We start from the raw sequence: 26,401 nt of genomic DNA, 5'->3' as shown, positions 1-26,401 counted from the left end.
CGATTGGGGAAACACTAGCAAGCAGGTCCGACACACGGCTCTGACCTGGGAAGACCGGCGGACTGCGCCGGTCGGTGGGAGGATGAGACCGTGTTGGACACGGGTGCCGTCGTCTCGGTGAGTTGGTGGGCGATCATCCCGCTCATCGTCGTCGGCTCGGTGCTCCACTTCGCCTACGACTGGAGCGGGCACAACCGGGTCGTGGCCGTGTTCGCCGCGGTCAACGAGAGTTACTGGGAGCACATCAAGATCGCCGCCTAGCCGACCATGGTGCTGTACGCGGCCCTCTTCGTGCTCGGCGGCGCCTCGCAGCCGTCCTTCGTGCCCGCGGCCACTGTCGCCCTCTATTCGATCCCGGTGACGATGATCGGGGTGGTCTTCGTCTACAAGGCCGTCGCAGGTCGCAATGTGCTGTGGGTGGACATCGCCGTGTTCGGCCTGTGCATTGCGCTCGCCCAGGTGATCTTCGTGTGCCTGCTCAGCGGACTGGAGGCGGACGTCCTCGTCGTCGTCCTCTCGGTTTTCTACCTGGTGGGCATCGTCGCCGCCTACGTGGTGTTCACCCTGAGGCCCCCCGCCGAACCCGACGTCTTTATCGACCCCATCACATACAGATACGGGGTCGAGGGGCACGCCGACTACGAGGCCGCACCCGGGGACTGACGGGCAGAGGGAGTCCGTCGGACGACTCGGGCCCCGTCCGCGGGGAGCGGACGGGGCCCGACGGAGCCAGGGGGTCGTGGGACCTACAGGCCCATGTCCTTGGCGATGATGGACTTCATGACCTCGTTGGTGCCACCGTAGATGCGGTTGACGCGGTTGTCCGAGTACAGGCGGGCGATCGGATACTCGTTCATGAAGCCGTAGCCGCCGTGCAGCTGGAGGCAACGGTCGATGACCTCGGCGGCGACCTCGGTGCAGAACAGCTTGGCCGAGGCCGCCTCGGCGGCGGTGAGCTCGCCCTCGTCCAGCGCCTCGAGGGCGCGGTCCGCGACGGCCTGCGCGGCGTCGACCTTGGCCTGGCACGCGGCCAGCTCGAACTTGGTGTTCTGGAACGAGGCCACCTCCTTGCCGAAGACCGTGCGCTGCTGCGTGTACTCCTTGGCGAACCGCACGGCGGCCGCGGCCTGGGCATACGCACCGTAGGCGATGCCCCAGCGCTCGGACGGCAGGTTCTGCCCGAGGTAGTAGAAGCCGCGGTTCTCTTCGCCGAGCAGGTCCTCGACCGGGACCTTGACGTCGGTGAAGGACAGCTCGGCCGTGTCGGAGGTCTTGAGTCCGACCTTGTCGAGCTTGCGGCCCACCGCGTAGCCCTCGAGCTTGGTGTCGACGGCGAGCAGCGAGATGCCGAAGCGGCGGTCGTCCTCACGCGGGGGAGCGGTACGGCAGGCCACGATCACGCGGTCGGCGTGGACGCCGCCGGTGATGAACGTCTTGGCACCGTTGAGGACGTAGTGGGTGCCGTCAGCCGAGAGTTTGGCGGTGCTCTTCATGCCGGCCAGGTCGGACCCGGTGCCGGGCTCGGTCATCGCCAGCGCCCACATCTCCTCGCCGGAGACGAACTTGGGCAGGTAGCGCTGCTTCTGCTCCTCGGTCGCCAGGGCCTTGATGTAGGGGAGCCCGAGCAGTACGTGGACACCCGAGCCGCCGAAGTTCACGCCGGCGCGGGCGGTCTCCTCGGACTGGATGGCCTCGAACTTGTGGGAATTGATCCCCGCGCCGCCGTACTCCTCGTCGACGTTGATGCCGAACAGGCCGAGGTCGGCGAGCTTGTAGTAGAACTCACGCGGGACGATGCCGGCCTCGAACCACTCCTGGAAGTGGGGGGTCACCTCGGACTCGATGAAGTCACGGAGGGTCTGGCGGAAGGCCTCGTGGTCTTCGTTGAACACAGTGCGGCGCAAGTGCGTGCCTTTCCGTTGGACGTTCTGCTCCGGTGGCAGGCCACCGTGGAGGGGAGCGGAGCGTCAGGTTGGTGTACTCCTACTGGTGAGTAGCCTACAAGAATTCGAACTCTCTGACCCGTCCGCCGGCCCGTCCGACGCCGCGACGTCACCCCGTCGGCGGAGTGAATTCCAGGCCGACGTCGGCGATCAGCCTGATCGGCCCGGTCACCTCACGTCCGGTGACCCGCTCGCCACGCTGGGTCACCGCCACCACGCCCTCCTCGCGGAGGTCGAACGCGACCTCTCGGGCGACGGGCATGAGGTCGCGCCAATGATCCCCACCCGCCACCCGGGCCGCATCCGACGGGCAGGTCGACCCCTGGCCGCGCGAGCGCAGGAGCGTCCTGATCGTCGCGGCCAGTCGATCGCGTGTCCCCTCCCGGGTGGGTGCCCACCACGGGTCGCCGCGCTCACCGAGCGCGACCTTGGCGTCGTGCACCATCACCCGGGCGGCATCGCCTTCGGTCTTGACCAGCCGGCGACCGGTCATCAGTGCCCGGACGAGCTCCGAGCGGAGCTTCTCGGGGATGGACGGATCCGTCGCGCGCCACCGCGGGCCCCCGACCGCGATGTGTCGACCGTCCTCGGTGTGCTCCACGCCGGCGCCGGTGCTGTCGTCTCGATCGGTCACACCCAGATCCTGCCCCGCCTCCCCCTCGTTCCCCACCGATCGCCGATCGAGGGTGTCGCACACCGGGCCGGTGTTAGGGTCACGGCAGAAACTGGAACGTGTTCCACCAGAGCTGGATGACGATGAGGGGCTGCCGTGACGGCGCAGGACAACACATTCGACGCGGAATTCGACGTGGTGGTCGTGGGGTCGGGGGTGGCAGCCCTCTTCGGTGCCGCGGCCGCCGCCGCCCGGGGTCTGTCGACCTGCCTGATCGAGAAGACCGACCGCTTCGGGGGGACCTCTGCGTACTCCGGCGGCGCCGTGTGGCTCCCTGGCAACTCCGTCCTCGCCCGGGACGGGGTCGAGGACTCCGTCGAGCGGGGGCGCACCTACTTCCGCGCCGTGGTGGGGGACCGCACCGCCGCCGACGTCCAGGACGCGTTCCTCAACACCGGGCCGCAGGTCGTCGAGTTCCTGCAGGACGAGCTGGGCATCCCGACCCGCTTCCAGGCCTTCCCCGACTACTTCGACGCCCCGGGGCGCCAGGAACTCGGCCGGAGCATCTACCCCAAGCCCATCAAGGGCGAGGAGGTCGGCGACCGGGCGACCGACATCCGTCCGCCGGTTCCGGCCGACCAGTTCGGCGCGGACGAGGACACCACCAAGCTCGAGGGCGGCAGGGCCTGGGTGGCGCGACTCGTGCTCGCTCTCGACGCGATGGACACCGCGGAGACACGACTGAACACCGCGGCCGAGGAACTGGTCCGTGACGATGACGGACGTGTCGTCGGGGTGGTCGTGAACGGTGTCTCCGGCCGGCAGGTGCTGGGCGCACGCCGTGGGGTACTGGTCGCCGCCGGCGGATTCGAACGGTCGGCGGACCTCCGCCGTCGCTGGCAGGACATGCCCACCGCCGACTGGTCGTCGTCCCACCCCGCCACGGGCTCGGGCGACGCCGTCCGCATGTTCGAGCAGGTCGGCGCGGAGCTGGACCTGCTCGACCAGTCCTGGTGGTGCCCCGCCACGCTGTTCCCCAACGGGCACGCCGCGTTCACCCTGGGCTTCCGCTCCGGGATCATCGTCGATGGCACCGGCCGGCGATTCGCCAACGAACTGCTGCCGTACGACCAGATGGGGCGCAAGATGCACGCCCGCATGGCCGACGGGGCCGGTGACGAGTTCTGGTTGGTGTTCGACGACGCCGAGGCCGGCGGCTACCCGGCGATCTGTATCCCCGCACCCGAGCCCGACGCGTTGCGCGGGGCCGGCCTGTGGCACACCGCGGGATCCGTCGAGGAACTGGCCGAGGCCACCGGGCTCGATCCCGCCGCGTTGCGCGAGAGCGTGGACCGGTTCAACGGCTTCGCCGAGCAGGGGCGCGACGCCGACTTCGCCCGCGGCGAGGACCCGTACGGGCGGTTCTTCCTGGGTGCCGCCACGGCCGATCAGTGCCTGCGGCCCGTCGGCGGCGACCAGCTCCACGCCGTCCGACTCGTCCTCGGCGACCTCGGCACCAAGGGCGGTGCGGTCATCGACGCGAACGGCGCCGCGGTCGACGCGGACGGTCGCCCCATCCCGGGTCTCTACGCCGCCGGCAACTCGTCCGCGTCGGTCTCCGGTGAGGCCTACCCGGGGCCGGGGGTGCCCCTGGGGTCCGGGATGACCATGGCGTACCGGGCGGTGGCCGACATGGCCGGACAGGCCCTCCCGATCGCTCCCTGAGCACGGCGCCGGCGCCGGCGACGAACCACCCCGGTCAGCGGCCGGCCCATGCGAGGAAGTCCGCGGCCGCGATGACCGGCGTGCTCCACTTGTGGGCCGCCCTCGCCTTGGTCGACTGGCTGCCCGGCTCCGCGACCACCAGGGCGTCGCAGCGACTCTTGGTGACCGCACCGACGGGAACCAGGCCACGGCCGAGGGCGAGGGCCTCCATCTCGTCCCGGGACACGAGGACGCCGCTGCGGTCCAGGGCGCTGCCGGAGAAACACACCCGCGTCCCGGGCCGCAGGACGTCCGCCGCGCCCGCCTCCGGCGTAGCCTCCAGCCCCGGCGTCAGGTCCGAGCCCACGATCTCGGAGGCCAGCCGGAGCCGCTCCAGCACGTCGGCGGTCATCGGCACCCGCTTCGCGGCGCGTCGGATCTGCCCGGCGACGAGTCCGCGCGCGCCTGCCCGGAGATCGCGGTCGCCCGGGGTGACGATCTCGTCGTCGTCGTCGTCGTCGTCGTTGTCGTCGTCGTCGACCTCGGCCCCCGGGCGCCCACCGCGGCGGGGGCGCCCCAACAGAGCGGCCCCGACCTCGGCGCTGATACCGAGCATCGCCGACAGTTGGGGGAGTACCTCGGAGGTCGGTGGGCGGACGTCGGCGTCGCGGCTGAGCAGGTAGCCGACCGCGACCTCGTCGACGAGGTCGGCGTCGAACGTGCCGGCCGCCGCGTCATCGAGGTGCAGCCGCCCGTGGGCCTCGAGCGCCACCCGCGCACGGGCGAGGGCCGATCCGGAGCGGCCACGGGCCCGCTCACCCGGGGTTGTCGACCCCGACCGGCAACGGCACCGTGCCTCCCAGGCGCGCGAACTCGGCGTCCAGTCGACCGAGAGTGACGTCGAGGTCCACGCCGACCGGGGTGTGCCCGTCCACCAGCGGGGCGACCATCGACCACGCCTCGAGGAGCGTGGGGGCGAGAAGGACATCGGAGACGGTGATGCCGTAGTCCGTCCGCGCCCGGGCCAGGTCGCGCTGGGGATTGACCAGCGTCGTCACCGCGGTGCCGTCGGGGAAGGCGATGGCGAGCTCCACCGGCCGGGGCCGGGACCGGGGCCCGTCCTCGCCGACGGACACCACCGCGACAGCGCAGTAGCGGCGGGCCGAGGGCCCACCGTCCGGCGCCCGCAGGAACCGGATGATCCGCCGGTCCGTCTTGAGGTCCCCTGGCAGCACCGGCCGGGTGAGGACGAGGCCTTCCAGAGACCGGCAGCGGCTCAACGCCACGTAGAGCTGCCCCGCCACGAACGTGCCGCCGCCGAGATCCACGACGACCCTGTCCAGGGTCTGTCCCTGGCTCTTGTGGATGGTCACCGCCCAGGCGAGGGTGAACGGGAACTGGGTGAAGGACCCGACCACCTCGTGTCGCAGACCGCCGCCGTCCGTCACCGGTCGGGTGACGTCCCAGGTGTGGAGCGCGACCTCGGCGACCTCACCGCCGGTGAATGCGACGACGACGACGGGTCCTCGCTCTCCGCGGTCGCCCCGTCGCCCGAGGGTCACATCGAGCACCCGTCCGATGGATCCGTTCACCCACCGGTCCGCCGGGTCGTTGGTGAGCATCATGACCTGCGCGCCGACCTTGAACCCCAGCACCTCCCGGGTGGGGAGCTCGAACCCGGTGAGATCGCCGGTGAGCGTCGCCTCCATCGCCAGTTCCGACCCGGATAGCCGATCGAGGCGGTGTTGGTTGTGGCTCGCGGCCCTGCGGTTGGTGGTGGTGAGCGTCAGCCAGAACTCGTCGTCCGGCGGATCGAAGTCCGGGTCGGTGCGGGAGTTGAGCCGTTCGCGCGCCGGGCCGACGAGAGCGCCCTCGCGGATCGAGTTGAGGATCGCGGTGAGCTCCGGGTCACCGGACTGCCGGAAGACATGGGTGAGGTCGACGGTGGGGAAGTGCTCGGGGTGGTAGCGCTCGGCCGAGAAGAAGTACGGCGTCGGGTAGGTCGCCTCGAAGGACGATCTCTCGGAGGCCGTCACCACCGGCGGTAGCTGGAAGAGGTCACCGACGAGGACGAGCCGGACGCCCCCGAACGGCATCGTCGGGTCCGGGCCGAACCTCTCGAGCGCGATGGCGACCATGTCGAAGACGTCGGCCCGCAACATCGACACCTCGTCGATGACGAGCGTGTGGGCGCCGGCGAGGGCCTGGGTGAATCGCCCGGGACGGTAGGCGCTGCTGCGCACGTGGTCGACCGTGTGGTCGGGGTGGAAGCCGAACAGCCGGTGGATGGTGTAGCCGCCCACGGTGAGGGCTGCGATCCCGGTGGGCGCGGCGACGAGGGTGGGGTGGTCGGTCTCGGCGAGGAACCGGCGGATCAGGGTCGACTTTCCGGTTCCGGCCCTACCGGTGAGGAAGAGGTCGTGGCCCGAGTGTAGGAGCTCGAGTGCGCGGTCGACCTCGTCGGTGAGCACGAGTCCGCGTCCGGGGTCCACAGGCATCCGATCATCGCTCATCTGCGTCTCCCCTCGGCCGCGGCCGTCGGCGTCCAACGACCGCGGGCCGGACCTCCAGGTGGAGATCCGGCCCGCGGTCGGGTGCTGTCGGGGAATCAGTGCCCGTCGTGGCGACGAGACCGGTTCTCCTCCTGCAACGTGGTGAGCATCGAGTGCTCGCGGTGGTGCTTGTCGTGGTCGGCGTCCTCGAGCAGACGGGCCTCCTCGACCGGGTCGGCCTTGAGGGCGCCCCGCGGGGGACGGCCGGCCACACCGAGCTGGTTCATCTTGGTGGGCACCTTCGCGCCGGCGTAGGCGAGCGGAACGGCGTGACCGTGCTCGTCCATCTCGCCGAGCGGCTGGTGCACCTCGATGAACTCGCCCTGCGGCATCCGCATGATGATGCCGGTCTCGATCCCGTGCTCCAGAACCTCGCGGTCCGCGCGCTGGAGACCCAGGCACAGGCGGTAGGTGGCGAAGTACGCCAGCGGCGGCAGGAGGATCAGGCCGATTCGACCCGCCCACGTCGTCGCGTTGAGCGAGATGGAGAAGAAGTACGAGATGAGGTCGTTGGACCCCATCAGGACCAGGATCACGTAGAACGTGATCGCCATCATGCCCGCAGCGGTGCGGACGGGCACGTCACGCGGACGCTGCAGCAGGTTGTGGTGCGACTTGTCGCCCGTGATCTTGGACTCGATCCACGGGTACGCGAACATCAGCGCGACCATGGCGCCCAGCATGACGGCCACCCAGGTGGTCGCGGTCACGGTGTACGGGCCGAGGTAGAGCTCCCAGGCCGGCATCACTCGCGCGCCGCCCTCTGTCCACAGCATGTACCAGTCGGGCTGCGAGCCCGCCGAGATGTGTGAGGGGTTGTACGGCCCGAGGTTCCATATCGCGTTGATCGTGAACAGGCCCGAGAAGAGCATGAGCATGCCGACCGTGATGGCACCGAAGGCGATCGACTTGACGGCGAAGACCGGGAGGATCCGGACGCCGACGACGTTGTTCTCCGTGCGGCCGGGCCCGGGGAACTGCGTGTGCTTCTGGTACCAGACCAGCGCCAGGTGGGCGGCGATCAGCGCGAGGATGATCGCGGGGATGATCAGCACGTGCAGGACGTAGAAGCGCGGGATCATCAGCTCGCCGGGGAAGTCCCCGCCGAAGATCAGCCAGTGCATCCAGGTGCCGATGACCGGCAGGCCGACGATGATGCTCGAGGTGATCCGGAGGCCGGTGCCCGAGAGGACGTCGTCCGGCAGGCCGTAGCCGAGGAAGCCCTCGACGATGCCCAGGAGCAGCAGCACACAACCGATGACCCAGTTGGCCTCACGCGGGCGACGGAACGCGCCGGTGAAGAAGATGCGGATCATGTGGACGACCATCGAGGCGACGAACAGCAGGGCCGCCCAGTGGTGGATCTGGCGCACGAAGAGTCCGCCACGGACCTCGAACGAGATGTTCAACGCCGTCTCGTAGGCACGGGAGATCTCGATGCCGTTGAGCGGTGCGTAGGCACCCTGGTAGATCACCTTCGACAGGGACGGGTCGAAGAACAGGGTGAGGTAGACACCCGAGATCAACAGGATGATGAAGCTGTACAGGGCGATCTCGCCCAGCAGGAAGGACCAGTGCGTCGGGAAGACCTTGTTGATCTGCCGGCGCAGGCCCTTGGACATGGTGTACCGCGAGTCCAGGCCATCGCCCAGTGCCGCGAGTCTCGTGTTGTTGCTCATGAACGACGCTCCCAGAAGGCAGGTCCGACCGGCTCGATGAAGTCACCGTTGGCAACGAGGTAACCCTCGCTGTCGGCGGCGATGGGCAGCTGCGGCAGTGCACGGGCGGCGGGGCCGAAGATCGGCTTCGCGTACTCGAGCGCGTCGAACTGCGACTGGTGGCACGGGCAGAGGAATCGATGGGTCTGCTGCTCGTACAGCGACGTGGGGCAGCCGAGGTGGGTGCAGATCTTCGAGTAGGCGTACAGGTCGCCGTAGTTGAAGTTCTCCTGGCCCTTGCGCTTGGTCACGCGGGCCGCGTCCTCGGGACGGAAACGGATCAGCATGACCGCGTTGCGTGAGCCGTGGATCGAGTGCATGTGCTCTTCGAAGTTGCCCAGGGCGCTTGCGGGGAGGGGGAAGACGGACTCGAGGCCACCGGCGGAGAGATCCTCCACATGGATGCGCTCGAGGCGACCCTCGCCGGCCGGCGGGTGCCCGTCGGGGTACACCTTGCCGGTGTCGCGGCCGAGGTAGACCTTCTCCGGCGGGAGGCCGTCGGGACGGGTGTCGGACGCCAGGGTCCAGCCGGTGGTGTGCAGGGTGCCGTCTCCGGCGAGCGTCATCTCCCCGCGCTTCCACGGGTTCTTGATCATGCCGCCGAGCGGCAGGATCGCGGAGAGGCCGATGAGCCCCACACCCGCACCGAGGAAACCGCCCATGACCTTGCGGCGACCGAGGGTGGAGGTCTTCCAGGAGTCGTTGAGCTCGGCGACGAAGGTGCGCCGGTCGAGATCGTCCGAGGCGCCGTCGTGGCGGGTCTGGACCGAGATCTCCTCGGGGATGAACTTCTTGGTGAACTGCACCGCGCCGAAACCCAGGAACAGGATCGACAGCCCGATCGTGAGGCCGAGCAGCGGGGTGTAGGTCATGTACAGCCAGTAGCCGTCCTCGCCCTCGCCGCGGTACTCCCACGGCCAGAAGATGTAGACGACGGCGAAGGCGAGGCCGAACAGTGCCGACAGCGCGAACCAGGTGGTGACGGTCAGCGCCGCGCGCTTCTCGGCGCGGGTGGTGGTGCCCTCCGGGAAACGGGCCTCGCGGAACCGGACGTCGACCTCGTCGAGTTCGGTGCCCAATCGCACGAGCTCGGCATCGCTCATCCGGTCGAGGTCCGCCGGGGACGGGTTCTTCGGGGTCTCACTCATGAACGGGATCCGATCCACAGGGTCGCACCGATGAGGGCGACGATGCCGACAAGCCACATGGCCACACCTTCGGTCACGGGGCCGAGCCCGCCGAGGCCGTAGCCTCCGGGCGAGACCTTGCTGTCCGCGTCCTTGATGAAGGCGATGATGTCCTTCTTCTCGTCAGGCGTGAGCTGGCGGTCCGAGAACTTGGGCATGTTCTGCGGCCCGGTCAGCATCGCCTGGTAGATCTCCTGCTCGTTGGCAGGGTCGAGAGTCGGGGCGTACTTACCCGCCGACAGTGCGCCACCGCGGCCGGTGAAGTTGTGGCAGGACGCGCAGTTGAGCCGGAACAGCTCGGAACCGCGGGCGATCTCCTCCGAACGACTCTCGCCGGAGGCGCCGCGCAGCGACTCCTGAGCGATGGTGCCGTCCGGGTTGGTGATTATGCCCGGTCCACCGCCGTGGACGTCGACATACGCCGCCAGGGCGATGATCTGGTGCTCGCTGTAGCGGGGCTTCTTGCGCTCCGCCTGGGCCTCGTTGTCCGCCGCGGGCATGCGGCCGGAGTGGACCTGGAAGTAGGTCGATCCCGCACCGACGCCCACGAGCGAGGGACCGCGGTCCTCGACACCCTGCAGGTTCTGGCCGTGGCAGGTGATGCAGGCGACGTCGTAGATCGACTTGCCCTCGGCGATGAGCGCGGCCTGGTCCTGCTGGGCCGTCGCCACCTGCGGCTCGGGCACGACTGCCGTGGCGATGGCTCCCGCGCCGAGGAGGCCGGCGGCGATGACGAGCGCGCCGGTCGCCTTGCGGCGCCGCTTGGTGGACGCCGGACGCGTCGGGGTCGTCGCCGGGTCCGGCGACGGCGTGTCCGCAGCGGGTGGGTGAGGTGAGTTCATTGTGAGTTCCCTTTGGTGTTGGGACCTGCTGGACACAGCGTCCTGCGGCCAGCTGCTACTGGATGAAGTAGATGGTGACGAAGAGGCCGATCCAGACCACGTCGACGAAGTGCCAGTAGTACGACACCACGATGGCGGCCGTGGCCTGCGCCGGGGTGAACCGCGACATCGTGGTCCTCATGACGAGGACGACGAAGGCGAGGACACCCGCCGCGACGTGGAGACCGTGGAAGCCGGTGGTGATGAAGAAGACGGACCCGTAGACGCTGGAGGAGATGGTGGTGCCCTCGAGGACCAGCATCACGTACTCGTACGTCTGGCCGATGAGGAAGACCGTGCCCATCACCGCGGAGATGATGTACCAGCGGCGGAGGCCGAAGACGTCACCCTGCTCGGCGGCGAACACGCCCATCTGGCAGGTGAACGACGACGCCACGAGGATGACGGTGATCGTCAGGGCGAACGGCACGTTGAGGTGCACCGGGTAGGAGGGCCAGTCACCTCCCGAGTTCGCCTTGGAGACGAAGTACATCGCGAACAGACCCGCGAAGAACATCAGCTCCTGGGACAGCCAGACAATGGTGCCCACACTGACCATGTTCGGCCGATTCAGCGAATGAACACGCTGGGCCATGGCCGATCCTGAGTTATCTACTGCGCTCGTCACGTGGCCAAGTATGACCCCTGAGGAGGGACGAGTCTGCACGGACCCCCGAAATTGGCGTGTCTGTCCAGCGTTTCCGCAGGTCGCTTCGGAAACCCTCAGGGCAAGGGTCGGTATTGGTCCCCCTTGCAGGGGCTATCAGGGCACTCTCAGGAGAGCCCCGGCCGCTCGCCGCCGCCGGAGTGCAGGGTGTCAGCGCACGGGCCGGGTCGGAACAGTGGCACGATTGACGACGTGCGGGCGGCGCCCTGTGGGGCGTGTCCGTTTCCATGACACCAGAGGAGGTCGGGACACGTGGGCAGTTCGGCAGCGTTCGACGGGGGCCGGTCGTGGCCCGGGGTTCTCGGCACCCTCACCGCGGGCGGGGACCTCGATCCGGCGGAGGCCGGGTGGGCGATGTCCCGGATCATGGAGGGTGTCGCCACCGACGCTCAGATCGCAGCCTTCGGCGTTGCCCTGAAGATGAAGGGCGTCACGGGTCCGGAGCTCGATGCGCTGGCCTCGACCATGCTCGACTACTCCCGTCGGGTGCCCACTGATCGTCCCTGCGTGGACATCGTCGGTACCGGTGGTGACCGCCAGGGCACGGTGAACATCTCGACGATGTCCTCTCTCGTGGTGAGCGCCTGCGGAGTGCCCGTGGTCAAGCACGGCAACCGGGCGGCATCGTCCAAGAGCGGCGGTGCCGATGTGCTCGAGGCGCTCGGGGTGGCGATCGACCTCGGCCCGGAGGACGTCGGGCGGTGCCTCGACGAGGTGGGCGTGGCCTTCTGCTTCGCGCCCGTGTTCCATCCCGCGCTGCGTTTCGCTGCGACCCCCCGGCGTGAGATCGGGATCCCGACCGTCTTCAACATCCTCGGGCCTCTCACGAATCCCGCGGCACCCGCCGCGAACCTCATCGGCTGCGCCTTCGAGGGGCTGATGACGGTGATGGCGGAGGTGTTCGCGCTGCGCGGCAGGTCGGCGCTCGTGGTGCGTGGGTCGGACGGCCTCGACGAGATCACCATGACCGGTCCCACCCGGGTGCTGCGGGTCTCGGACGGTCATGTGGACGAGGATCAGGTCGAGCCCGCCGACTTCGGGATGAGCACCTGCTCGATCGAGGAGTTGCGGGGCGGGGACGGCGTCCACAACGCCGGGGTCGCCCGCGATCTCCTCGCGGGAGCACGGGGCCCGGTGCGCGATGCGGTATTGCTCAACTCCGCGGCCGCGCTGGTGGCCTTCGACGGTCTCGAGCGTGGTTCCGACCTGGTATCTGCCATGCGGGCCGCGGTGGACCGGGCCGCCGCGGCGATCGACGACGGCGAGGCGGCGCGGCTGCTCGAGAAGTGGGCCGGGTTCAGCGTGCGCTGACGAGTCCGGTCCCGCGGTGCTCGGCGGCGGCGCTCTCGGCCAGGGTCGCCCAGCCGGTCAGCGTGTGCGCCCCGTCAAGGGGGAGCGTCCAGCAACCCTCGACCGAGACGATGCGTGTCCTGGTCGAGTCGATCCACCGGTGGACGTTCCGGATCTGGGCGGCGGTGGCACCGGCGAAGGGGCCCGGGCCGGGCTGCACGGTGGTCGCGGCGGCCCGGAGTCCGTCGATGACCGGCATCGGTGCCGCTCCCGGCGGGACGACCCCGGATCCGGCGAGTCGACCGTGGCGCACCACCGCGACCGCCCACGTCCGGCGCGGCGCCGGCTGTGCGAGAACGATCTCGGGCAGCGATGCCGTTGCGGCGAGTTCCTGCCGTCGGGAGAGGACCCGCACGAGGGCTGCGGTCCTGTCGCGGAGCCTGGCCGCGCGTTCGAACGCGCCCTCGGCCGCGAGTACCTCCACGCGGTCGACCAGATCCCGCAGGGGACCGGAGTCCCGTCCCTCCGCCAGCGCCGCCCAGCGATCGGATCCCGGGGCGGTGCCGAACACGCCGAGGAGGTCCTCCCAGGCGGCCCGGGCGTCCTCGGCGCGCCGGAAGGGCCCGATGGCGGCGGGGTCGTCCGGGGTTCGCACGACCTTCGGGCGGGTGGCGCGGCCGGTGGGGGGCGTGAGCCACCAGCCGCGGCGAGGGCTCCGCGACCGGGTGTTGAACGGGGGTTGAAGCGAGTCGATGAGCTGTTCCTCGACGGTCCACGCCTCGAGGAGGTGGGCGCACGCGACCGAGTCGATCGAGTCGGCCAGCCCGACCATGGTGCGCATCCGTCCGCGCGTGTCACCGCCGGAGTAGTAGGACCGGGCCCGTCTGCGGACCGCGCCGGACGAGCCGACGTACAGGGCGCCACCGGCGTCGTCCCGGAACACGTAGACACCGGGCCCCTCGGTCAATGACCCGGTCATGGCGGCCCGCCGCCTCACCTCCGGGGAGAGGCGACCGTCGTAGGCCCGTAACTCCGACAGGGTCGAGACCCCGCAGTCGCCGACCCGCGAGATCAGTGCGTGGAGCACGTCGACCGTGGCGCGGGCGTCCTGCAGGGCCCGGTGATTGGGCTCCACGGTGGCCCCCAGGTGCGCGGCGAGGACTCCCAACCGGTGGCCTCGTGTCTCCCCGCGGTGCAGCACCCGCCTCGCGAGAGCCAGGGTGCAGAGCGACGGGGGATCGGGCCACGGGTGCCCGGTCGACGCGGCGGCGGCCCGCAGGAACCCCAGGTCGAACCGCGCGTTGTGGGCGACGAGGATGGCCCCGCGGGAGAATTCGAGAAACGTCGACATCACCTCGCCGAGACTCGGGGCACCGACGAGGTCGTCCGGAGCTATCCCGGTCAGTCTGCTGATGTGGCCGGGCAGGGCACCGTCGATCGAGACGAACGTCGACAGCTCCGCCTGCACCTCGCCGCCTCGGACGCGTACCGCGCCGATCTCGGTGATCTCGTCGCTTCCGGTCCGGGTGCCCGTCGTCTCCAGGTCGACCACGACGAACGTGACGTCGGACAGCAGAGGCTCGAGATCGTCGAAGGCTGCCTGCACCCCGGTAGAGACGGGGGAGGGGGATCGGGGCATGCCGGAGACGGTAGCCCCGCCCTCCGACACCGCCGGCCCCGCCGTGGTTGTCGGACCTTGTCCCTAGGGTGCCCCGCAGTACGACCACCCCGGGCCCGGATCGCGGCTCGATAACGAACGGGCAACACGCCCAGGACGAAGTGTGAGGTAGATCATGTTCACGATGGACTGCGTGCGGTGTCCCGCAGGACCCGCCGCATGTGACGGGTGCATCATCGCCGTTCTCGACGCCGGAAAACCGCAGGTGGACGAGCTATCTCCGGAGTCGTGCGGCTATGTTCTGGACCCGGAGGTTCGCGAGGCGATCGACGTCCTGCGCGAGGTCGGAATGGTCTCCACGGTCGAGATTCTGGGGGCTGACGTCGCCGCGTGAGCGATGAACTGGACTTCGACGAGACGGTTTCGTAACCTTTTCGAGACCTCGGAAGTCATCGCCCGCCTGCCGGCGGGGAGCCGGGGTCACACCTAAGCGCCGAAGGGCGCACCGGGGAACCAAGATCCACTGGGGTGAATCGCACGAGGGCCTACAGGTCCGAAGCGTAGGACAGACTTCCGTGTCCGAACCCGTCAGCTAACCCGGTCGGTGCCGCAGGAAGAAAGAGGAACAGTCTTCGTGGGAGCCCACAGCATCAAGACCAGCTCGACCGGCCGCCGTGTCGCCGCCGCCGGCCTGCTCGCAGCCGGAGCCGCTGTCGCCGGTTCCGGAACCGCCGCCGCCGCACCCGTCACCGTCGACGTCCCCGTCGAGCTGCGGCTGCCCGGCGTGCCGAACCAGGTCTCGTTCGACCTACCGGAGGGCATCGAGCTCCCGGCCGGCCTGGCCCAGGCCCAGGCACAGGCGGCGCCCGTCGAGTTCGCCGCCCCCGCGCCGGTGGTCTCGACCGGCCAGCGCATCCTCGACGCCGCCACCACCCGGGTCGGCTCGCCCTACGTCTGGGGCGCTACCGGCCCCAACTCGTTCGACTGCTCCGGTCTGACCTCGTGGGCCTACAAGGAGGCGGGGATCTCCATCCCGCGCACCAGCCAGGCCCAGATCGGCGGCGGCACCCAGGTCTCCAAGGCCGACCTGCAGCCCGGCGACATCGTCGCCTTCTACAGTGGCGCCAGCCACGTCGGGATCTACGCCGGCAACGGCCAGGTCGTCCACGCCCCGTACTCGGGCACCTCGGTGAGCTACGCGCCGGTGGACTCCATGCCGTTCTACGGTGCGACACGCTACTACTGAGTCGGGTCGCTCCCCGAACCTCCGCAGACCCCGTCGGCGTCCGGTCTCGAACCGGTCACCGGCGGGGTCTGTCGTCTGTAACATCCCCTCTCGGGTACCCGATTCCACCGTAGGCGTCGGCTGGGCGCCCGCGCCCTGCGTGACCCGGATCCGAGAGTTCGACGACACCAGATGACCCGCAGCCTCAGCGTGCTCGCGATCGCAGCGACCGTGACCACCTCGTTGACCCTCGGTCCCGCGCCGGCCGGAGCGCAGACCACCACCCCGGACCGGTCGTCGCCAACCGCGACCACGGCGCCTGTCCCGGGTCCGGTTACCCCGCCTGATCAGGTTTCGACTTCTCCCGCTCCGTCGTCGACCGCTCCGTCTTCCCCCGCTCCGTCGCAGACTGCACCGTCCACCACGCCGTCCGCCACAGCGGTGCCCGGCGAGATGAGCGAGGACCTGGCGGAGCTGGCCCGGTTGTCCGAGGAGGCGGGAGCATTGGGGGAGCAGCTCCACCTCGCGCGCGGGGAACTGGACCGCGCCAACGGGGAGCGCGTCCGCCTCGAACGGGCCGCCGGGGTCGCAGCCGGACGGTCCGCCCTCGCGGACGGCACCGCGCGCCGGGACCAGTCCATCGTCGATCACCTCGCGACCATGCGGTACCGGGGCGGGGACACCGGCGCCACACGGGCGGCAGTGCTCGCCGAGAGCCCCCGGGACCTGGTCGACAGGCTCGACACGCTGCGCCGACTGTCCGGGGCCACCACGAGTGCACTGGACGCCTCTAGAGCTGCGTCCCGGGATGCGGTGCAGCTCAGGGAAGAGGCCGCGCGTTCCGCGGCCGAGGCCCGGGACGCGGCCCGCGTCGCGCAGGAGCGAACCGACGCGCTCGCCCGCCGAACCGAGGAGATGCGGGTACGGATGGATGAGGTCCGTCGCCGGGTCGACGCACTGTCGGACGCACAACGCGATCTCTGGATCGGCGGACCGGTGGTGCCGGAGGGGTACGTTGCCCCGCCGGTGGACGACGTCAATTCCGCGGCGCTCCGAGTCGCACTCTCCCGGCTGGGCGCGCCCTACTCGTGGGGCGCGACGGGCCCGTCCGAGTTCGACTGCTCCGGTCTCATGGTGTGGTCGTACGCGCAGGAGGGCAAGGCGCTGCCCCGGGCGAGCCAGGCGCAGGCGGTCGCGGGCGCCCCGGTGGCGATGAACGACATCCGGCCCGGTGACCTTGTCATCTACTTCCCCGGCGCCACCCACGTCGGGATGTACGCCGGCGACGGTCTGGTCCTGCACGCCCCGACCTACGGTGTGCCGGTCCGCCTCGAGCAGGTCGACGCGATGCCGATTCACGGGATCCGCCGCTACTGACCCCGGCCGACCCGGCCAAGCACGGCCGCCCCGCGCAGACACCGGCCGTCCCCGATCGCGCTCCGCCCCTTCCCGACGAGGACGACGCACCGGGCGGGGCCGAGGCGGGCCGGGTTGTGTGGCAGGCTCGGAGCCGATGACCAAGACGCTGTTGATCACCAACGACTACCCGCCGCGCCCGGGCGGGATCCAGTCGTACCTGGAGACGTATCTGAGCCACCTGGACCCGACGGACGTCGCGGTGCTCGCCTCGACGTTCCGGGGTGGCGAATCGGCGGAGTACGACGCCGCCAAGCCCTATCTGGTGGAGAGGGTGCCCACCGAGGTGTTGCTCCCCACGCCCGACCTCGCGGCACGCGCACGAAGGCTCGCCTCGGACTTCGGCGCGACGACGATCTGGTTCGGGGCCGCCGCCCCCCTCGCCGCCATGGCGCCGGTGCTACGGCAGGGCCCCGTGGACCGCATCATCGCGAGCACACACGGACACGAGGTCGGCTGGTCGATGCTGCCGGGCTCGCGCCAGATCCTGCGACTGATCGGCGAGTCCACCGACGCGGTCACCTACGTGAGCGACTACACACGGAGGCGGTTCGCGGCGGCGTTCGGCCCCCGCGCCCGCCTGGTGCACCAGCCGGGTGGCGTCGATACGGAGAGGTTCCGGCCGGATCCCGCACGGCGAAGGGCGATCCGCGACCGTTACGGACTCGCGGACCGCGACGTGATCGTGTGTCTGTCCCGCCTCGTGCCGCGGAAGGGCCAGGACATGCTCATCCGGGCGATGCCGGAGATCGCCCGGCGGGTGCCCGGGGCGGTCCTCGTCGTCGTCGGCGGTGGGCCCTATCGGCGCACGCTGGAAGGACTGGCACGCCGCCTCGGGGTGGCCGACCGGGTCGTCTTCACCGGCCGCGTCCCCGCGGACGAGATCGTCGACCACCACCGACTCGCGGACGTCTTCGCGATGCCGTGCAGGACCCGAGGGGGAGGGCTGGACGTCGAGGGGCTGGGAATCGTCTACCTGGAGGCGTCCGCGTGCGGGGTGCCGGTCGTGGCGGGCCGGAGCGGCGGTGCCCCGGAGACGGTGCGCGACGGCCGGACCGGTCTCGTGGTCGACGGGACGTCACAGGGCGAGGTCGCCGACGCCGTCGCCGGCCTGCTCGAGGACCGGCCCAGGGCGTCGGCCATGGGGGTCCGCGGCCGCACCTGGGTGCTGGAGAACTGGCGCTGGGAGGACCTGGCCCGGGACATGGAACGCGTGCTCTCGGGGGAGTGACCCGCGAGAGCACGCGTTCCGACGCGCGGTCCGATCAGGCGTAGAGCGACTCGATCTGCTGGGCGTACTTCTGGTGCACGACGTTGCGCTTGACCTTCAGGGACGCGGTGAGCTCACCGGTCTCCTCGGTGAACTGGTCCGGGAGGACGTGGTACTTCTTGATCGACTCGGAGTGCGACACGCTCCGGTTCGCCCGCACCAGCGCCTGGTCCAGGTGCTCGATCAGATCGGCGTCCTTGAGCAACTCGTACAACGAGCCGGACTTGTCGTGGTGGGTCTTCCACCGTTCGACGGCCTCCGGGTCGAGGGTCAGCAGGGCCGAGACGAACGGCTTGCCGTCGCCCACGCACACCGCCTCCGCCACGAGCGGGTCCGCACGCAGCGCGTCCTCGAGCTGGTTGGGCGCCACGTTCTTCCCGCCGGCCGTCACGATGATCTCCTTCTTGCGGCCGGTGATCGACAGGTACCCGTCCTCGTCCATCGAACCCAGGTCACCGGTGCGGAACCAGCCGTCGCTGAAGGACTCGGCGGTCGCCTCCTCGTTCTGCCAGTAGCCGGAGGCGACGACGGGTCCGCTGACCTCGACTTCACCGTCCTGCGCGATCCGGACCGCGCAGCCGGGCAGCGGATGGCCGACGCTGCCGATCCGCATCCGCCCCGGGGTGTTGACCGTGATCGCCGCACAGGTCTCCGTCAGGCCGTAACCCTCGAAGATGTTGACCCCGATGCCGTCGAAGAAGTGGGTCAGACGGTCACCCAGGGCCGCGCCGCCGGAGATGGCGACCTCGCAACGCCCACCGAGCGCGTTGACGAGTTTGCCGTAGACCAGCTTCGAGAAGATCGCGTGGCGCAGCCCGAGCAGCGGACCCACCCGGCCGTCACCCCGGTTGGCCTTGGAGTACGCGACCGCGGTGTCCGCGGCCTTGTCGAACATCCACGCCTTGACCGTGCCGCCGTCCTGCGCGGTCGCCTGGGCCTTGTTGAAAACCTTCTGGAACACGCGGGGGACGGCCAGGATGTAGTGCGGCTTCATCTCGCCGAACGTCTCGACCAGGTTGGTCAGGTCGGAGGAATGCGCGATGGTCACGCCGGCGTGGAAGCCGGCGTAGGTGATGGCGCGGGCCAACACGTGGGCCAGGGGCAGGAACATCACCGAGGTGGCGTCGTCCCGCAGGATCCCGCTGAACGGCGTCTCGAGCACGGCGAGCGTCTCGGACATGAAGTTGCGGTGGCTGAGCATGACGCCCTTGGGGCGGCCCGTGGTCCCCGAGGTGTAGATCAGCGTCGCGGGGGAGTCGGCGCGGACCGAGGCCCGGCGCTCGTCGAGCACCGAGACGTCGACCGTGGCCCCCTCGGAGGCGAGGGTCTCGAGGACCGGGGTCGCGCCGTCGATCACCAGGACGTCGGCGACCTCCAGGCCCTGCACGCCCTCTCGGGCGGTGGTGGCGTGGATGTCGTTCTCGACGATGATCAACCGGGCCGCGGAGTCCTCCATGATCCAGTGGATCTGGTCGGCGCTGGAGCTGTCGTACACGGGAACGGTGACCGCGCCGACGGCCCAGATCGCGAAGTCGATGAGATTCCACTCGTACCGGGTGGAGCTCAGCAGGGCGACCCGATCGCCCGCCCGGACACCGAGCGCCACCAGTCCGCGGGCGATCGTCCGGACCTCCTCGGCGAACTCGCGGTTGGTGACGTCCGTCCACCGACCGTCGACGGGCTTCTGGAACGCCACGTTCTCCGGGGTGTTCTCCGCGCGGTCGTATGCCGACTGAACGCAGGACCAGTCGTCAGGGACGGTGAAGTTGGCGGGTACCGCGACGTATTCGCGCAAAGGGTCCTCCCGGTGGAGACGTTCAGAGTATGTCGGTGACCACACACACTATCGCCGGGACCACACGGTGGTCACGTCGCCTGCCTTCCGGGCGCCGCGGGTGGGGCGCATCGCGGAGCGGGATATGTGAAGCTTGTGGGTATGAGCGAGCACGACGGCGCCCCCGAGGTGTGGCCGACCAGAGACTCCACGGTGGTCGACGCACCGGTGGAGGACGTCATGGCGGTCATCTCCGACTTCGCCGCGTACCCGGAGTGGTCCGCGTCGATCCGCGCGGCCGAAGTGCTCTCCACCGGTCAGGACGGCCGTCCGGACCGGGTGCGGTTCGAGCTCGAGGCGGGCGCGATCGTCGACGAGTACGTCCTCGTCTACTCCTGGTCGGCGGACGACCGCGGTCTGGAGTGGCGGCTCGAGAGCTCGGCGTTGCAGAGGGCCCAACGGGGCTACTACCGGCTCGAACCGGTGGAGGGCGGCACGCGTGTGGACTACGAACTCGAGATCGAGCTCACGGTCCCGGTGATCGGGAGCCTGCGCAGCCGCGCCGAGCGCCGGATCCTGGGCGACGCACTGAAGGAACTCAAACGCCGGGCGGAGTCGCGGTGAGCAGAACTCGTGTCGTCGTCGTCCTCGGGGGAGATCCCGAGGACCGCGCGGGCGTCACCGCCGACCTCCTCGCGGACCCCGGCTGCACGGCGTTGATCCTGACCGGCCATCCCGATGCCGTCGACCCCCGTCTCGACGTCTCGGAGGACGGGCCCGTCGAGGTCCGGGTCGACGACCCGACGGCGAGGCTCGAGACCTACCGGTCCGGCGCCGCCGATCCGGACGACGACGTACTCGCGGCGCTCGCCGCCGGAGGGGACGCCCCACTGGCCGCGGTGCTCGGGTGGGAGTACGCGCGACGGGCCGCGTCGTCCGAGTACTGGGACGTCGTCGTGGTCGAGCTCGACGGGGACCTGACCGCGGTGCGCCGGCTCGCGGCGGCCGGGGAACTGGCCGCGTTCGTGGAATCACGTTGGCCCGCCAATGTGCGCTTCGCCTCCATGGCGGCGGGCGGACGCGCCGACGTGCGGGTGCGGGAAGCGCACAGACTCGCGCTGCTCGCCGGTGACGTGGCCGGCTTCCTCGCCGGGAGGATCGAGACCATCGTGGTGGGGTCCCCGGCCGGCTCCACGGCTGCCATGGCGACTCTGGCCCGCGGCGCCGTCACCCCGGTGGTGGCGCCCGACGGCGAGGGCGGATACCGGGTCGAGTACCCGGCCCCGACCCGCCCGTCCGCGCCGGTCTCGGTCGAGGGGGACCGGCTCCGCCTGGAGTTCGACGGGTTCCGGGCGGTGGTGGCGCTGCCGCCGCTGCTGCGCCGGTGTGTGCTCACGCAGTCCGTCTTCGAGCGCGACGCGGGTCGACTGGTGATCAGCTTCCTGCCCGACCCGGATCTGTGGCCCCCGAACCTCGTACCGTCCGGATCCGCGGACCGCGCCGGGTAGTATCCGCATTCGTCGACAGCCATCACAAGAGGACCGGTGACCCGTTGCTGTACTACCTGTTCAAATACGTGCTCATCGGCCCGTTCCTACGTCTGACGAGTCGTCGGGTCGTCACGGGACGCGAGCACTTCCCCGAGCGCGGTGGCGCCCTGCTGGTCGGCAACCACCAGTCCGTCGCGGACTGGTTGTTCACCGCTCTGCTCATGCCCCGCCGGGTCACCTTCCTGGCCAAGAGCGACTACTTCACCGGAACCGGTGTCCGCGGCATACTCAGCCGGTGGTTCTTCGCCGGCTCGGGCCAGCACCCGATCGACCGCACCAACGCCGACGCCGCGCAGGCCGCCCTCGACGCCGGGCTCGAGGTCCTCTCATCGGGGGAGATCCTGTGCATCTACCCGGAGGGGACGCGCTCGCCGGACGGTCGTCTGTACCGCGGGAAGACCGGGCCCGCCCGCCTCGCACTCCGCGCCGGGGTGCCCATCATCCCGGTGGGCGTGACCGGGACCCCCGAGTACGTACGCCGGATCTCCCGGTTCCGCCCCGGGCGGCGCACCGAGATCCGGGTCATGCTCGGCGAGCCGCTCGATCTGTCCCCGTGGGCCGGGCGCGAGGGGGACCGGGACGCTGAGCGCGAGATCACCGACGAGCTCATGCGGCGGATCCAGGCGCTGACCAATCAGGAGTACGTCCACGACACGTATGGCGCCGAGATGAAGAAGCGCTACGAGGCGGTGCGCAAGGCCGGGCGGAACCTGCTCGACCACCCCGTCGAGGGACAGCGCTGATCGCCGGTGCGCTACTTCTACGACTGCGAGTTCATCGAGGACGGCACGACGATCGAGTTGGTCTCCGTGGGGATCGTCGCCGAGGACGGCCGGGAGTTCTACGCCGTGTCCACCGACTTCGACGCCTCGGCGGCCGGGCCGTGGGTGCGGCGCAACGTCCTTCCGAAGCTGCCCAACCCGTCGTCGTCCGCGTGGATGTCCCGGAGCCGCATCCGGGACGAGCTCTACGAGTTCGTCACCGCGCCGCCCACCGGCGGGGTCGAGATGTGGGCGTGGATCGGGGCGTACGACCACGTGGCCGTCTGCCAGCTGTGGGGCGACATGACAGCCCTTCCCGCCGCCATGCCCCGGTTCACGCGCGACGTCCGCCAGCTCTGGGAGACCGCCGGCAAGCCCGACCTGCCCGCACACCCGGGAGGGGAACACGACGCCCTCGCCGACGCCCGCCACGCCGCGATGCGCTTCCGCGCCATCGCGGCGAAGTCGCCCCACCTGGGTCTCTGAGGCCCGCTCCGCCGGTGGTGGCGTATCGTCGCCGGGGTGAGCAACTGGACAGTCGACGTCGACATCGCGCAACTCCCCGACCTCCCGCCGCTCTCCGCGGACCTGGATCGGCAGCTGGCGGACGCCCTCTCGCGGCCCGCCCTTCAGCAGCCGTCGTGGGATCCCGGTCACGCCGCGGCGATGCGCAAAGTGTTGGAGAGCGTGCCGCCGATCTGCGTCGCCTCCGAGGTCGAGCACCTCTCCGATCGCCTCGCCGACGTGGCGCACGGGCGTGCGTTCCTGCTCCAGGGCGGTGACTGCGCCGAGACGTTCGAGGCGAACACCGAGCCGCACATCAAGGGCGTGATCCGCACCCTGCTGCAGATGTCGGTCGTGCTGACCTACGGTGCGTCGATGCCCGTGGTCAAGGTCGGCCGGATCGCCGGCCAGTACGCCAAGCCCCGCTCGGCGGACCGCGACGGAACCGGGTTGCTGTCCTACCGCGGCGACATGGTCAACGCGCTCGAGCCGGACGAGGCGGCCCGTGAGCACGACGCCTCCCGGCTCGTCCGTGCCTACGCCAACGCGGCCGCGGCGATGAACCTGGTCCGTTCCCTCACGGCGTCGGGCACCGCGGACCTGCATCGCGTCCACGAATGGAACATGGAGTTCGTCGCGGGCTCGCCCGCTGGTGCCCGCTACGAGGCCCTCGCCGCCGAGGTGGATCGTGGCCTGCGCTTCATGGACGCGTGCGGGGTCTCGGACCAGAACCTGCGCTCGGCCGACATCTTCTCCTCCCACGAGGCGCTCGTCCTGGACTACGAGCGGGCCATGTTGCGCCTGGCCGACGACGGCACGGGCCTGACCGGCGACGCCGAGCAGGGGTTGTACGACCTGTCGGCGCACTTCCTGTGGATCGGGGAGCGGACCCGCGGCATCGACGACGCCCACGTGGCGTTCGCCTCGCTCATCCAGAACCCGATCGGCCTGAAGATCGGTCCCACCACCACGCCCGAGTTGGCGGTCGAGTACGTGGAGAAGCTCGACCCCCACAACCGGCCGGGTCGACTGACGCTCGTCTCCCGGATGGGCAACGACAAGGTCCGCGACGCGCTGCCGCCGATCGTCCAGGCCGTCGAGGCGACCGGCCACAAGGTCATCTGGCAGTGCGACCCCATGCACGGCAACACGCACTCGACGTCCAACGGGTACAAGACCCGCCATTTCGACCGGATCATCGACGAGGTACAGGGCTTCTTCGAGGTCCACCACGCTCTCGGTTCCCACCCGGGTGGCATCCACATCGAGCTCACCGGTGAGGACGTCACCGAGTGCCTCGGCGGAGCCCAGGACATCTCGGACATCGATCTGGCCGGTCGCTACGAGACCGCCTGCGACCCGCGCCTCAACACCCAGCAGTCGCTCGAGCTCGCCTACCTCGTGGCGGAGATGCTGCGCAGCTGACGCCGTAGGGGCCGGCCTCGCGCCCCGGAGGCACGGCCGGCCGCGCCGGAGACGCGGCCGGTCCTAGCCGAGCGCGTCGATCTCGACCTCGCTGCCCCTGGCCACCACCCGGCCGGGCAGCGGGGTCTGGCCGTAGACGATCCCCCTCGACGTTCCCGAGTCGATGGTGGCCTCGAGCCCGGCGTCCTGCAGCGTCCGGCGCGCGTCGGAGGCCCGCGAACCCAGCACCACCGGGACGGTCACCGCGTCCGACGGGACGACCCGCAGCACCGCGTTCGTCGGGTCGAGCCGGGTCCCGGCGGGCGGATCGGTGCGCACCACGCGGCCGTCGGAGATCTGACGATCGGTCACGGGCGATTCGCGGACGATCGTGAACCCCTCGTCCTCGAGGATCCCGGTCGCCTCGTCGAGGGGCACATCCCGGAGGTCCGGCACGGTCAGTGCATTGGAGACGAGCAGGACGACCCCGTCCCCGCGGGACACGTCGGTTCCGCTGTCCGGGTCGGTGCCCACGGCCGCGCCGCCGTCCACCTCGTCGTCGTAGACCCGTCTGACCTGTGACACGGTGAGGCCCGCGCCCTCCAGGGCCGCCCGCGCCTGGTCCTCCTCCAGGCCCACGACCTCGGGGACGGCGACGGGTGCGGGGCCGGAACTGGTCACCATGGCCACCCGGGTGCCCACGTCGACGGTCGTGCCCGCGCCCGGCTGGAGGGAGACCACCTGGCCGACGGGTACCGAGTCCGAGTACTCGTTCCCGCCCCGGACCGGTTCCAGTGAGTTCTCCCGCAGCGCTGCGGACACGGCGTCCACCGACCTGTCGGCGCCGACCTCGGGCACCACGGGGCGACCGACGGACACCAACACATCGACGGTGTCGCCGCGCGGCACCCGCTCGCCCGCCGCGGGGTCGGTGCCCACCAGCGCGGACGGGGGGACGTCGTTGCTGAAGGCGTCGCGGGTCGCGGCGGCCAACCCGACGGCGTTGACCGCCTCGGTCGCCTGCCCCGCCGACATACCCTGAACCGACGGCACCTCCACGAACCGGCCGGAACCCAGCCACCAGCCGGCCACGGCCAGGCCGATCGCGGCGGCGAGCACCACGATGAGCCACAGCATGCCGCGCTGGCGGCGGGGCCGGATGACGTCCCGGTCGGGCGCGGGCTCGATGCCGCCGGGGGGATAGTGGCCCGATCCCGCGCCGTGCCAGTGCGCAGGAGCAGGGCCGGCCCCCGCTCCCGCCCCGGGACCCGCCGCCGCCGGGGCCACCATGGTGTCCACCCGCGTCGGCGTCGGCCCGTCGCCCCGGCGCAGCGCCTCCCCGCTCTCACGGTCGGCGGCGTCGAACTCGGACTCCCCGCCCGGGGTGGCCCGCGCGGCGTTGGCCCGCGCCCGCGACCACGAGGACTGCCGTGGTGCCGGGACGACATAGTCGGGGAACCGGCCGATCCTGGCGGCCTGGTCCAGGTCCCGCAGCATCTCGCCGGCGTCGGCGTAGCGGTCCTCACGGCTGCGTCGCGTGGCGCGCAGGATCAGGTGGTCGAGGTCCTCGGCCACGGTGTCGGACTGGTCGGACGGGGCCGGCACGTCGGTGTCGAGGCGACGGTAGGCCACGGCGATGTTGTTGTCACCGCTGAACGGTGGCTCCCCGGTGAGCATCTCGTAGGCGAGAACGCCGAGGGAGTACAGGTCGGACCGGGCGTCGGTGTCGGCGCCGGAGATCTGTTCGGGGGACAGGTAGGCCGCCGTGCCCATCACCACGCTGCTCGAGGTGGCGCGGGACTCGGCCACCGCCCGGACCAGGCCGAAGTCGGCGAGTTTGACCGCGCCGCTGCCGGAGATCAACACGTTCTCGGGCTTGATGTCGCGGTGCACCAGCCCGGCCTGGTGGGCCTCCCGCAGGGCGCCGAGGAGCGGACGCAGGACGGCGGCCGCGGCGTACGGGGGCATGGGGCCGCGCTCGTCGAGCAGTTCCCGCAACGTGCCACCGGGCACGAGTTCCATCACGAGGAACGCGGTGTCGGCCTCGACGCCCTGGTCGAACACCTGGACGATGCCGGAATCCGACAGGCGGGCCACCGACCTGGCCTCGAGGGTGAAGCGGTCCACGAACGCCTTGTCCCCGGCGAGGGTCGGATCGAGCAGCTTGACGGCGACGTGGCGGTCCAACCGCTCGTCGGTGGCCAGGTGGACGGTGGACATCCCGCCGCGGGCGATGACGGCGTCGAGCCGGTATCGCCCGTCGAGCAGTGTTCCTGGGCCGGGGGGCTTCCCGTCGTAAGTGCTCATGTCGTCCATTCTGCCCC

At 70.4% G+C, this 26,401-nt stretch carries 20 protein-coding genes, 2 pseudogenes and 1 riboswitch; of the genes and pseudogenes, 12 read left to right on the top strand and 10 right to left on the bottom strand.

The genetic code is table 11. The features are described 5' to 3' along the window. The first annotated feature begins 90 nt into the window (after positions 1-90). Positions 91-663: pseudogene (locus Q2K20_RS10080) on the top strand (DUF6512 family protein). A gap of 83 nt (positions 664-746) precedes the next feature. On the opposite strand, the gene Q2K20_RS10075 reads toward Q2K20_RS10080, so the two are convergent. Both Q2K20_RS10075 and Q2K20_RS10070 read right to left on the bottom strand, forming a co-directional pair. After that, entirely contained in the window at positions 747-1,904 is a 1,158-nt protein-coding gene (locus Q2K20_RS10075; RefSeq protein WP_067713690.1) for an acyl-CoA dehydrogenase family protein, read from the bottom strand. 148 nt (positions 1,905-2,052) lie between these two features. Next, complete coding sequence (locus tag Q2K20_RS10070; RefSeq protein WP_069389987.1) at positions 2,053-2,577, bottom strand: DUF3253 domain-containing protein; 525 nt, start codon at positions 2,575-2,577, stop codon at positions 2,053-2,055. A gap of 135 nt (positions 2,578-2,712) precedes the next feature. On the opposite strand from Q2K20_RS10070, the gene Q2K20_RS10065 reads away from it, so the two are divergent. Further along, positions 2,713-4,281, top strand: coding sequence for an FAD-binding protein (locus tag Q2K20_RS10065; protein WP_069389985.1), 1,569 nt, complete (start codon positions 2,713-2,715; stop codon positions 4,279-4,281). 34 nt (positions 4,282-4,315) lie between these two features. Here Q2K20_RS10065 and Q2K20_RS10060 read toward each other — a convergent pair. The 5 genes and pseudogenes from Q2K20_RS10060 to Q2K20_RS10040 all read right to left on the bottom strand — a co-directional run bounded on the left by Q2K20_RS10060 (position 4,316) and on the right by Q2K20_RS10040 (position 11,226). Continuing rightward, positions 4,316-6,773, bottom strand: a pseudogene (locus Q2K20_RS10060) (AAA family ATPase). A gap of 95 nt (positions 6,774-6,868) precedes the next feature. Then, complete coding sequence (locus Q2K20_RS10055; RefSeq protein WP_159149175.1) at positions 6,869-8,491, bottom strand: cytochrome b; 1,623 nt, start codon at positions 8,489-8,491, stop codon at positions 6,869-6,871. Next, positions 8,488-9,678, bottom strand: a complete 1,191-nt coding sequence (locus Q2K20_RS10050) for a ubiquinol-cytochrome c reductase iron-sulfur subunit (RefSeq protein WP_119192992.1) — start codon at positions 9,676-9,678, stop codon at positions 8,488-8,490. The genes Q2K20_RS10055 and Q2K20_RS10050 overlap by 4 nt, the downstream gene beginning before the upstream one ends. Then, a complete protein-coding gene (locus Q2K20_RS10045) occupies positions 9,675-10,559 on the bottom strand; it encodes a c-type cytochrome (protein ID WP_159149176.1) in 885 nt (294 codons plus the stop codon). The genes Q2K20_RS10050 and Q2K20_RS10045 overlap by 4 nt, the downstream gene beginning before the upstream one ends. Before the next feature lie 55 nt (positions 10,560-10,614). Beyond that, entirely contained in the window at positions 10,615-11,226 is a 612-nt protein-coding gene (locus Q2K20_RS10040) for a heme-copper oxidase subunit III (protein ID WP_159149177.1), read from the bottom strand. Between the two features lie 291 nt (positions 11,227-11,517). Here Q2K20_RS10040 and trpD point away from each other — a divergent pair, with 291 nt between their 5' ends. Next, positions 11,518-12,576, top strand: coding sequence for an anthranilate phosphoribosyltransferase (gene trpD / locus Q2K20_RS10035; protein ID WP_120285798.1), 1,059 nt, complete (start codon positions 11,518-11,520; stop codon positions 12,574-12,576). On the opposite strand, the gene Q2K20_RS10030 is transcribed toward trpD, so the two are convergent. After that, complete coding sequence (locus Q2K20_RS10030; protein WP_269502510.1) at positions 12,563-14,194, bottom strand: DEDD exonuclease domain-containing protein; 1,632 nt, start codon at positions 14,192-14,194, stop codon at positions 12,563-12,565. The genes trpD and Q2K20_RS10030 overlap by 14 nt on opposite strands. Positions 14,195-14,348: 154 nt before the next feature. Between Q2K20_RS10030 and Q2K20_RS10025 the strand changes: the two genes are divergently transcribed. The 4 genes from Q2K20_RS10025 (at position 14,349) to Q2K20_RS10010 (ending at position 18,045) form a co-directional block, all read left to right on the top strand. Further along, entirely contained in the window at positions 14,349-14,567 is a 219-nt protein-coding gene (locus tag Q2K20_RS10025) for a hypothetical protein (protein WP_096905661.1), read from the top strand. Between the two features lie 79 nt (positions 14,568-14,646). Next, positions 14,647-14,795: riboswitch (cyclic di-AMP (ydaO/yuaA leader) on the top strand. Between the two features lie 12 nt (positions 14,796-14,807). Then, positions 14,808-15,419 (top strand): C40 family peptidase, encoded by a 612-nt coding sequence (locus Q2K20_RS10020; protein ID WP_119192985.1) that lies wholly within the window; start codon positions 14,808-14,810, stop codon positions 15,417-15,419. Between the two features lie 432 nt (positions 15,420-15,851). Beyond that, complete coding sequence (locus Q2K20_RS10015) at positions 15,852-16,775, top strand: NlpC/P60 family protein (protein ID WP_227022238.1); 924 nt, start codon at positions 15,852-15,854, stop codon at positions 16,773-16,775. Positions 16,776-16,911: 136 nt separating this feature from the next. After that, complete coding sequence (locus tag Q2K20_RS10010) at positions 16,912-18,045, top strand: glycosyltransferase family 4 protein (RefSeq protein WP_067713719.1); 1,134 nt, start codon at positions 16,912-16,914, stop codon at positions 18,043-18,045. Positions 18,046-18,079: 34 nt separating this feature from the next. Here the strand turns inward: Q2K20_RS10010 and Q2K20_RS10005 are convergent, their stop codons facing one another. Further along, positions 18,080-19,879, bottom strand: coding sequence for a long-chain fatty acid--CoA ligase (locus Q2K20_RS10005; RefSeq protein WP_317176784.1), 1,800 nt, complete (start codon positions 19,877-19,879; stop codon positions 18,080-18,082). A gap of 141 nt (positions 19,880-20,020) precedes the next feature. On the opposite strand from Q2K20_RS10005, the gene Q2K20_RS10000 reads away from it, so the two are divergent. Genes Q2K20_RS10000 through Q2K20_RS09980 form a run of 5 tightly spaced genes read left to right on the top strand, consistent with a single transcriptional unit; the run spans position 20,021 to position 24,098 of the window. Next, positions 20,021-20,482: an SRPBCC family protein gene (locus Q2K20_RS10000; RefSeq protein ID WP_154830756.1), complete on the top strand. Its 462-nt coding sequence runs from the start codon at positions 20,021-20,023 to the stop codon at positions 20,480-20,482. Beyond that, positions 20,479-21,366: a hypothetical protein gene (locus Q2K20_RS09995; protein WP_096905656.1), complete on the top strand. Its 888-nt coding sequence runs from the start codon at positions 20,479-20,481 to the stop codon at positions 21,364-21,366. Before Q2K20_RS10000 ends, Q2K20_RS09995 begins: the two co-directional genes overlap by 4 nt. A gap of 44 nt (positions 21,367-21,410) precedes the next feature. Continuing rightward, positions 21,411-22,151, top strand: coding sequence for a lysophospholipid acyltransferase family protein (locus Q2K20_RS09990; RefSeq protein WP_096907274.1), 741 nt, complete (start codon positions 21,411-21,413; stop codon positions 22,149-22,151). A gap of 6 nt (positions 22,152-22,157) precedes the next feature. Then, positions 22,158-22,655 (top strand): polyadenylate-specific 3'-exoribonuclease AS, encoded by a 498-nt coding sequence (locus Q2K20_RS09985; RefSeq protein ID WP_067713732.1) that lies wholly within the window; start codon positions 22,158-22,160, stop codon positions 22,653-22,655. 36 nt (positions 22,656-22,691) lie between these two features. Further along, positions 22,692-24,098: a class II 3-deoxy-7-phosphoheptulonate synthase gene (locus tag Q2K20_RS09980; protein ID WP_067713735.1), complete on the top strand. Its 1,407-nt coding sequence runs from the start codon at positions 22,692-22,694 to the stop codon at positions 24,096-24,098. A gap of 63 nt (positions 24,099-24,161) precedes the next feature. On the opposite strand, the gene pknB is transcribed toward Q2K20_RS09980, so the two are convergent. Next, on the bottom strand, positions 24,162-26,384 hold the full coding sequence (pknB, locus tag Q2K20_RS09975; RefSeq protein WP_240341428.1) for a Stk1 family PASTA domain-containing Ser/Thr kinase: 2,223 nt from the start codon (positions 26,382-26,384) through the stop codon (positions 24,162-24,164). Positions 26,385-26,401 lie beyond the last annotated feature (17 nt).

The organism is Dietzia sp. IN118 (assembly GCF_032905965.1).
GTDB classification, from domain to species: Bacteria; Actinomycetota; Actinomycetes; order Mycobacteriales; family Mycobacteriaceae; genus Dietzia; species Dietzia kunjamensis.
The sequence above is the reverse complement of the archived record's forward strand: the minus strand, read 5'-3'. Positions and strand labels throughout refer to the sequence as shown.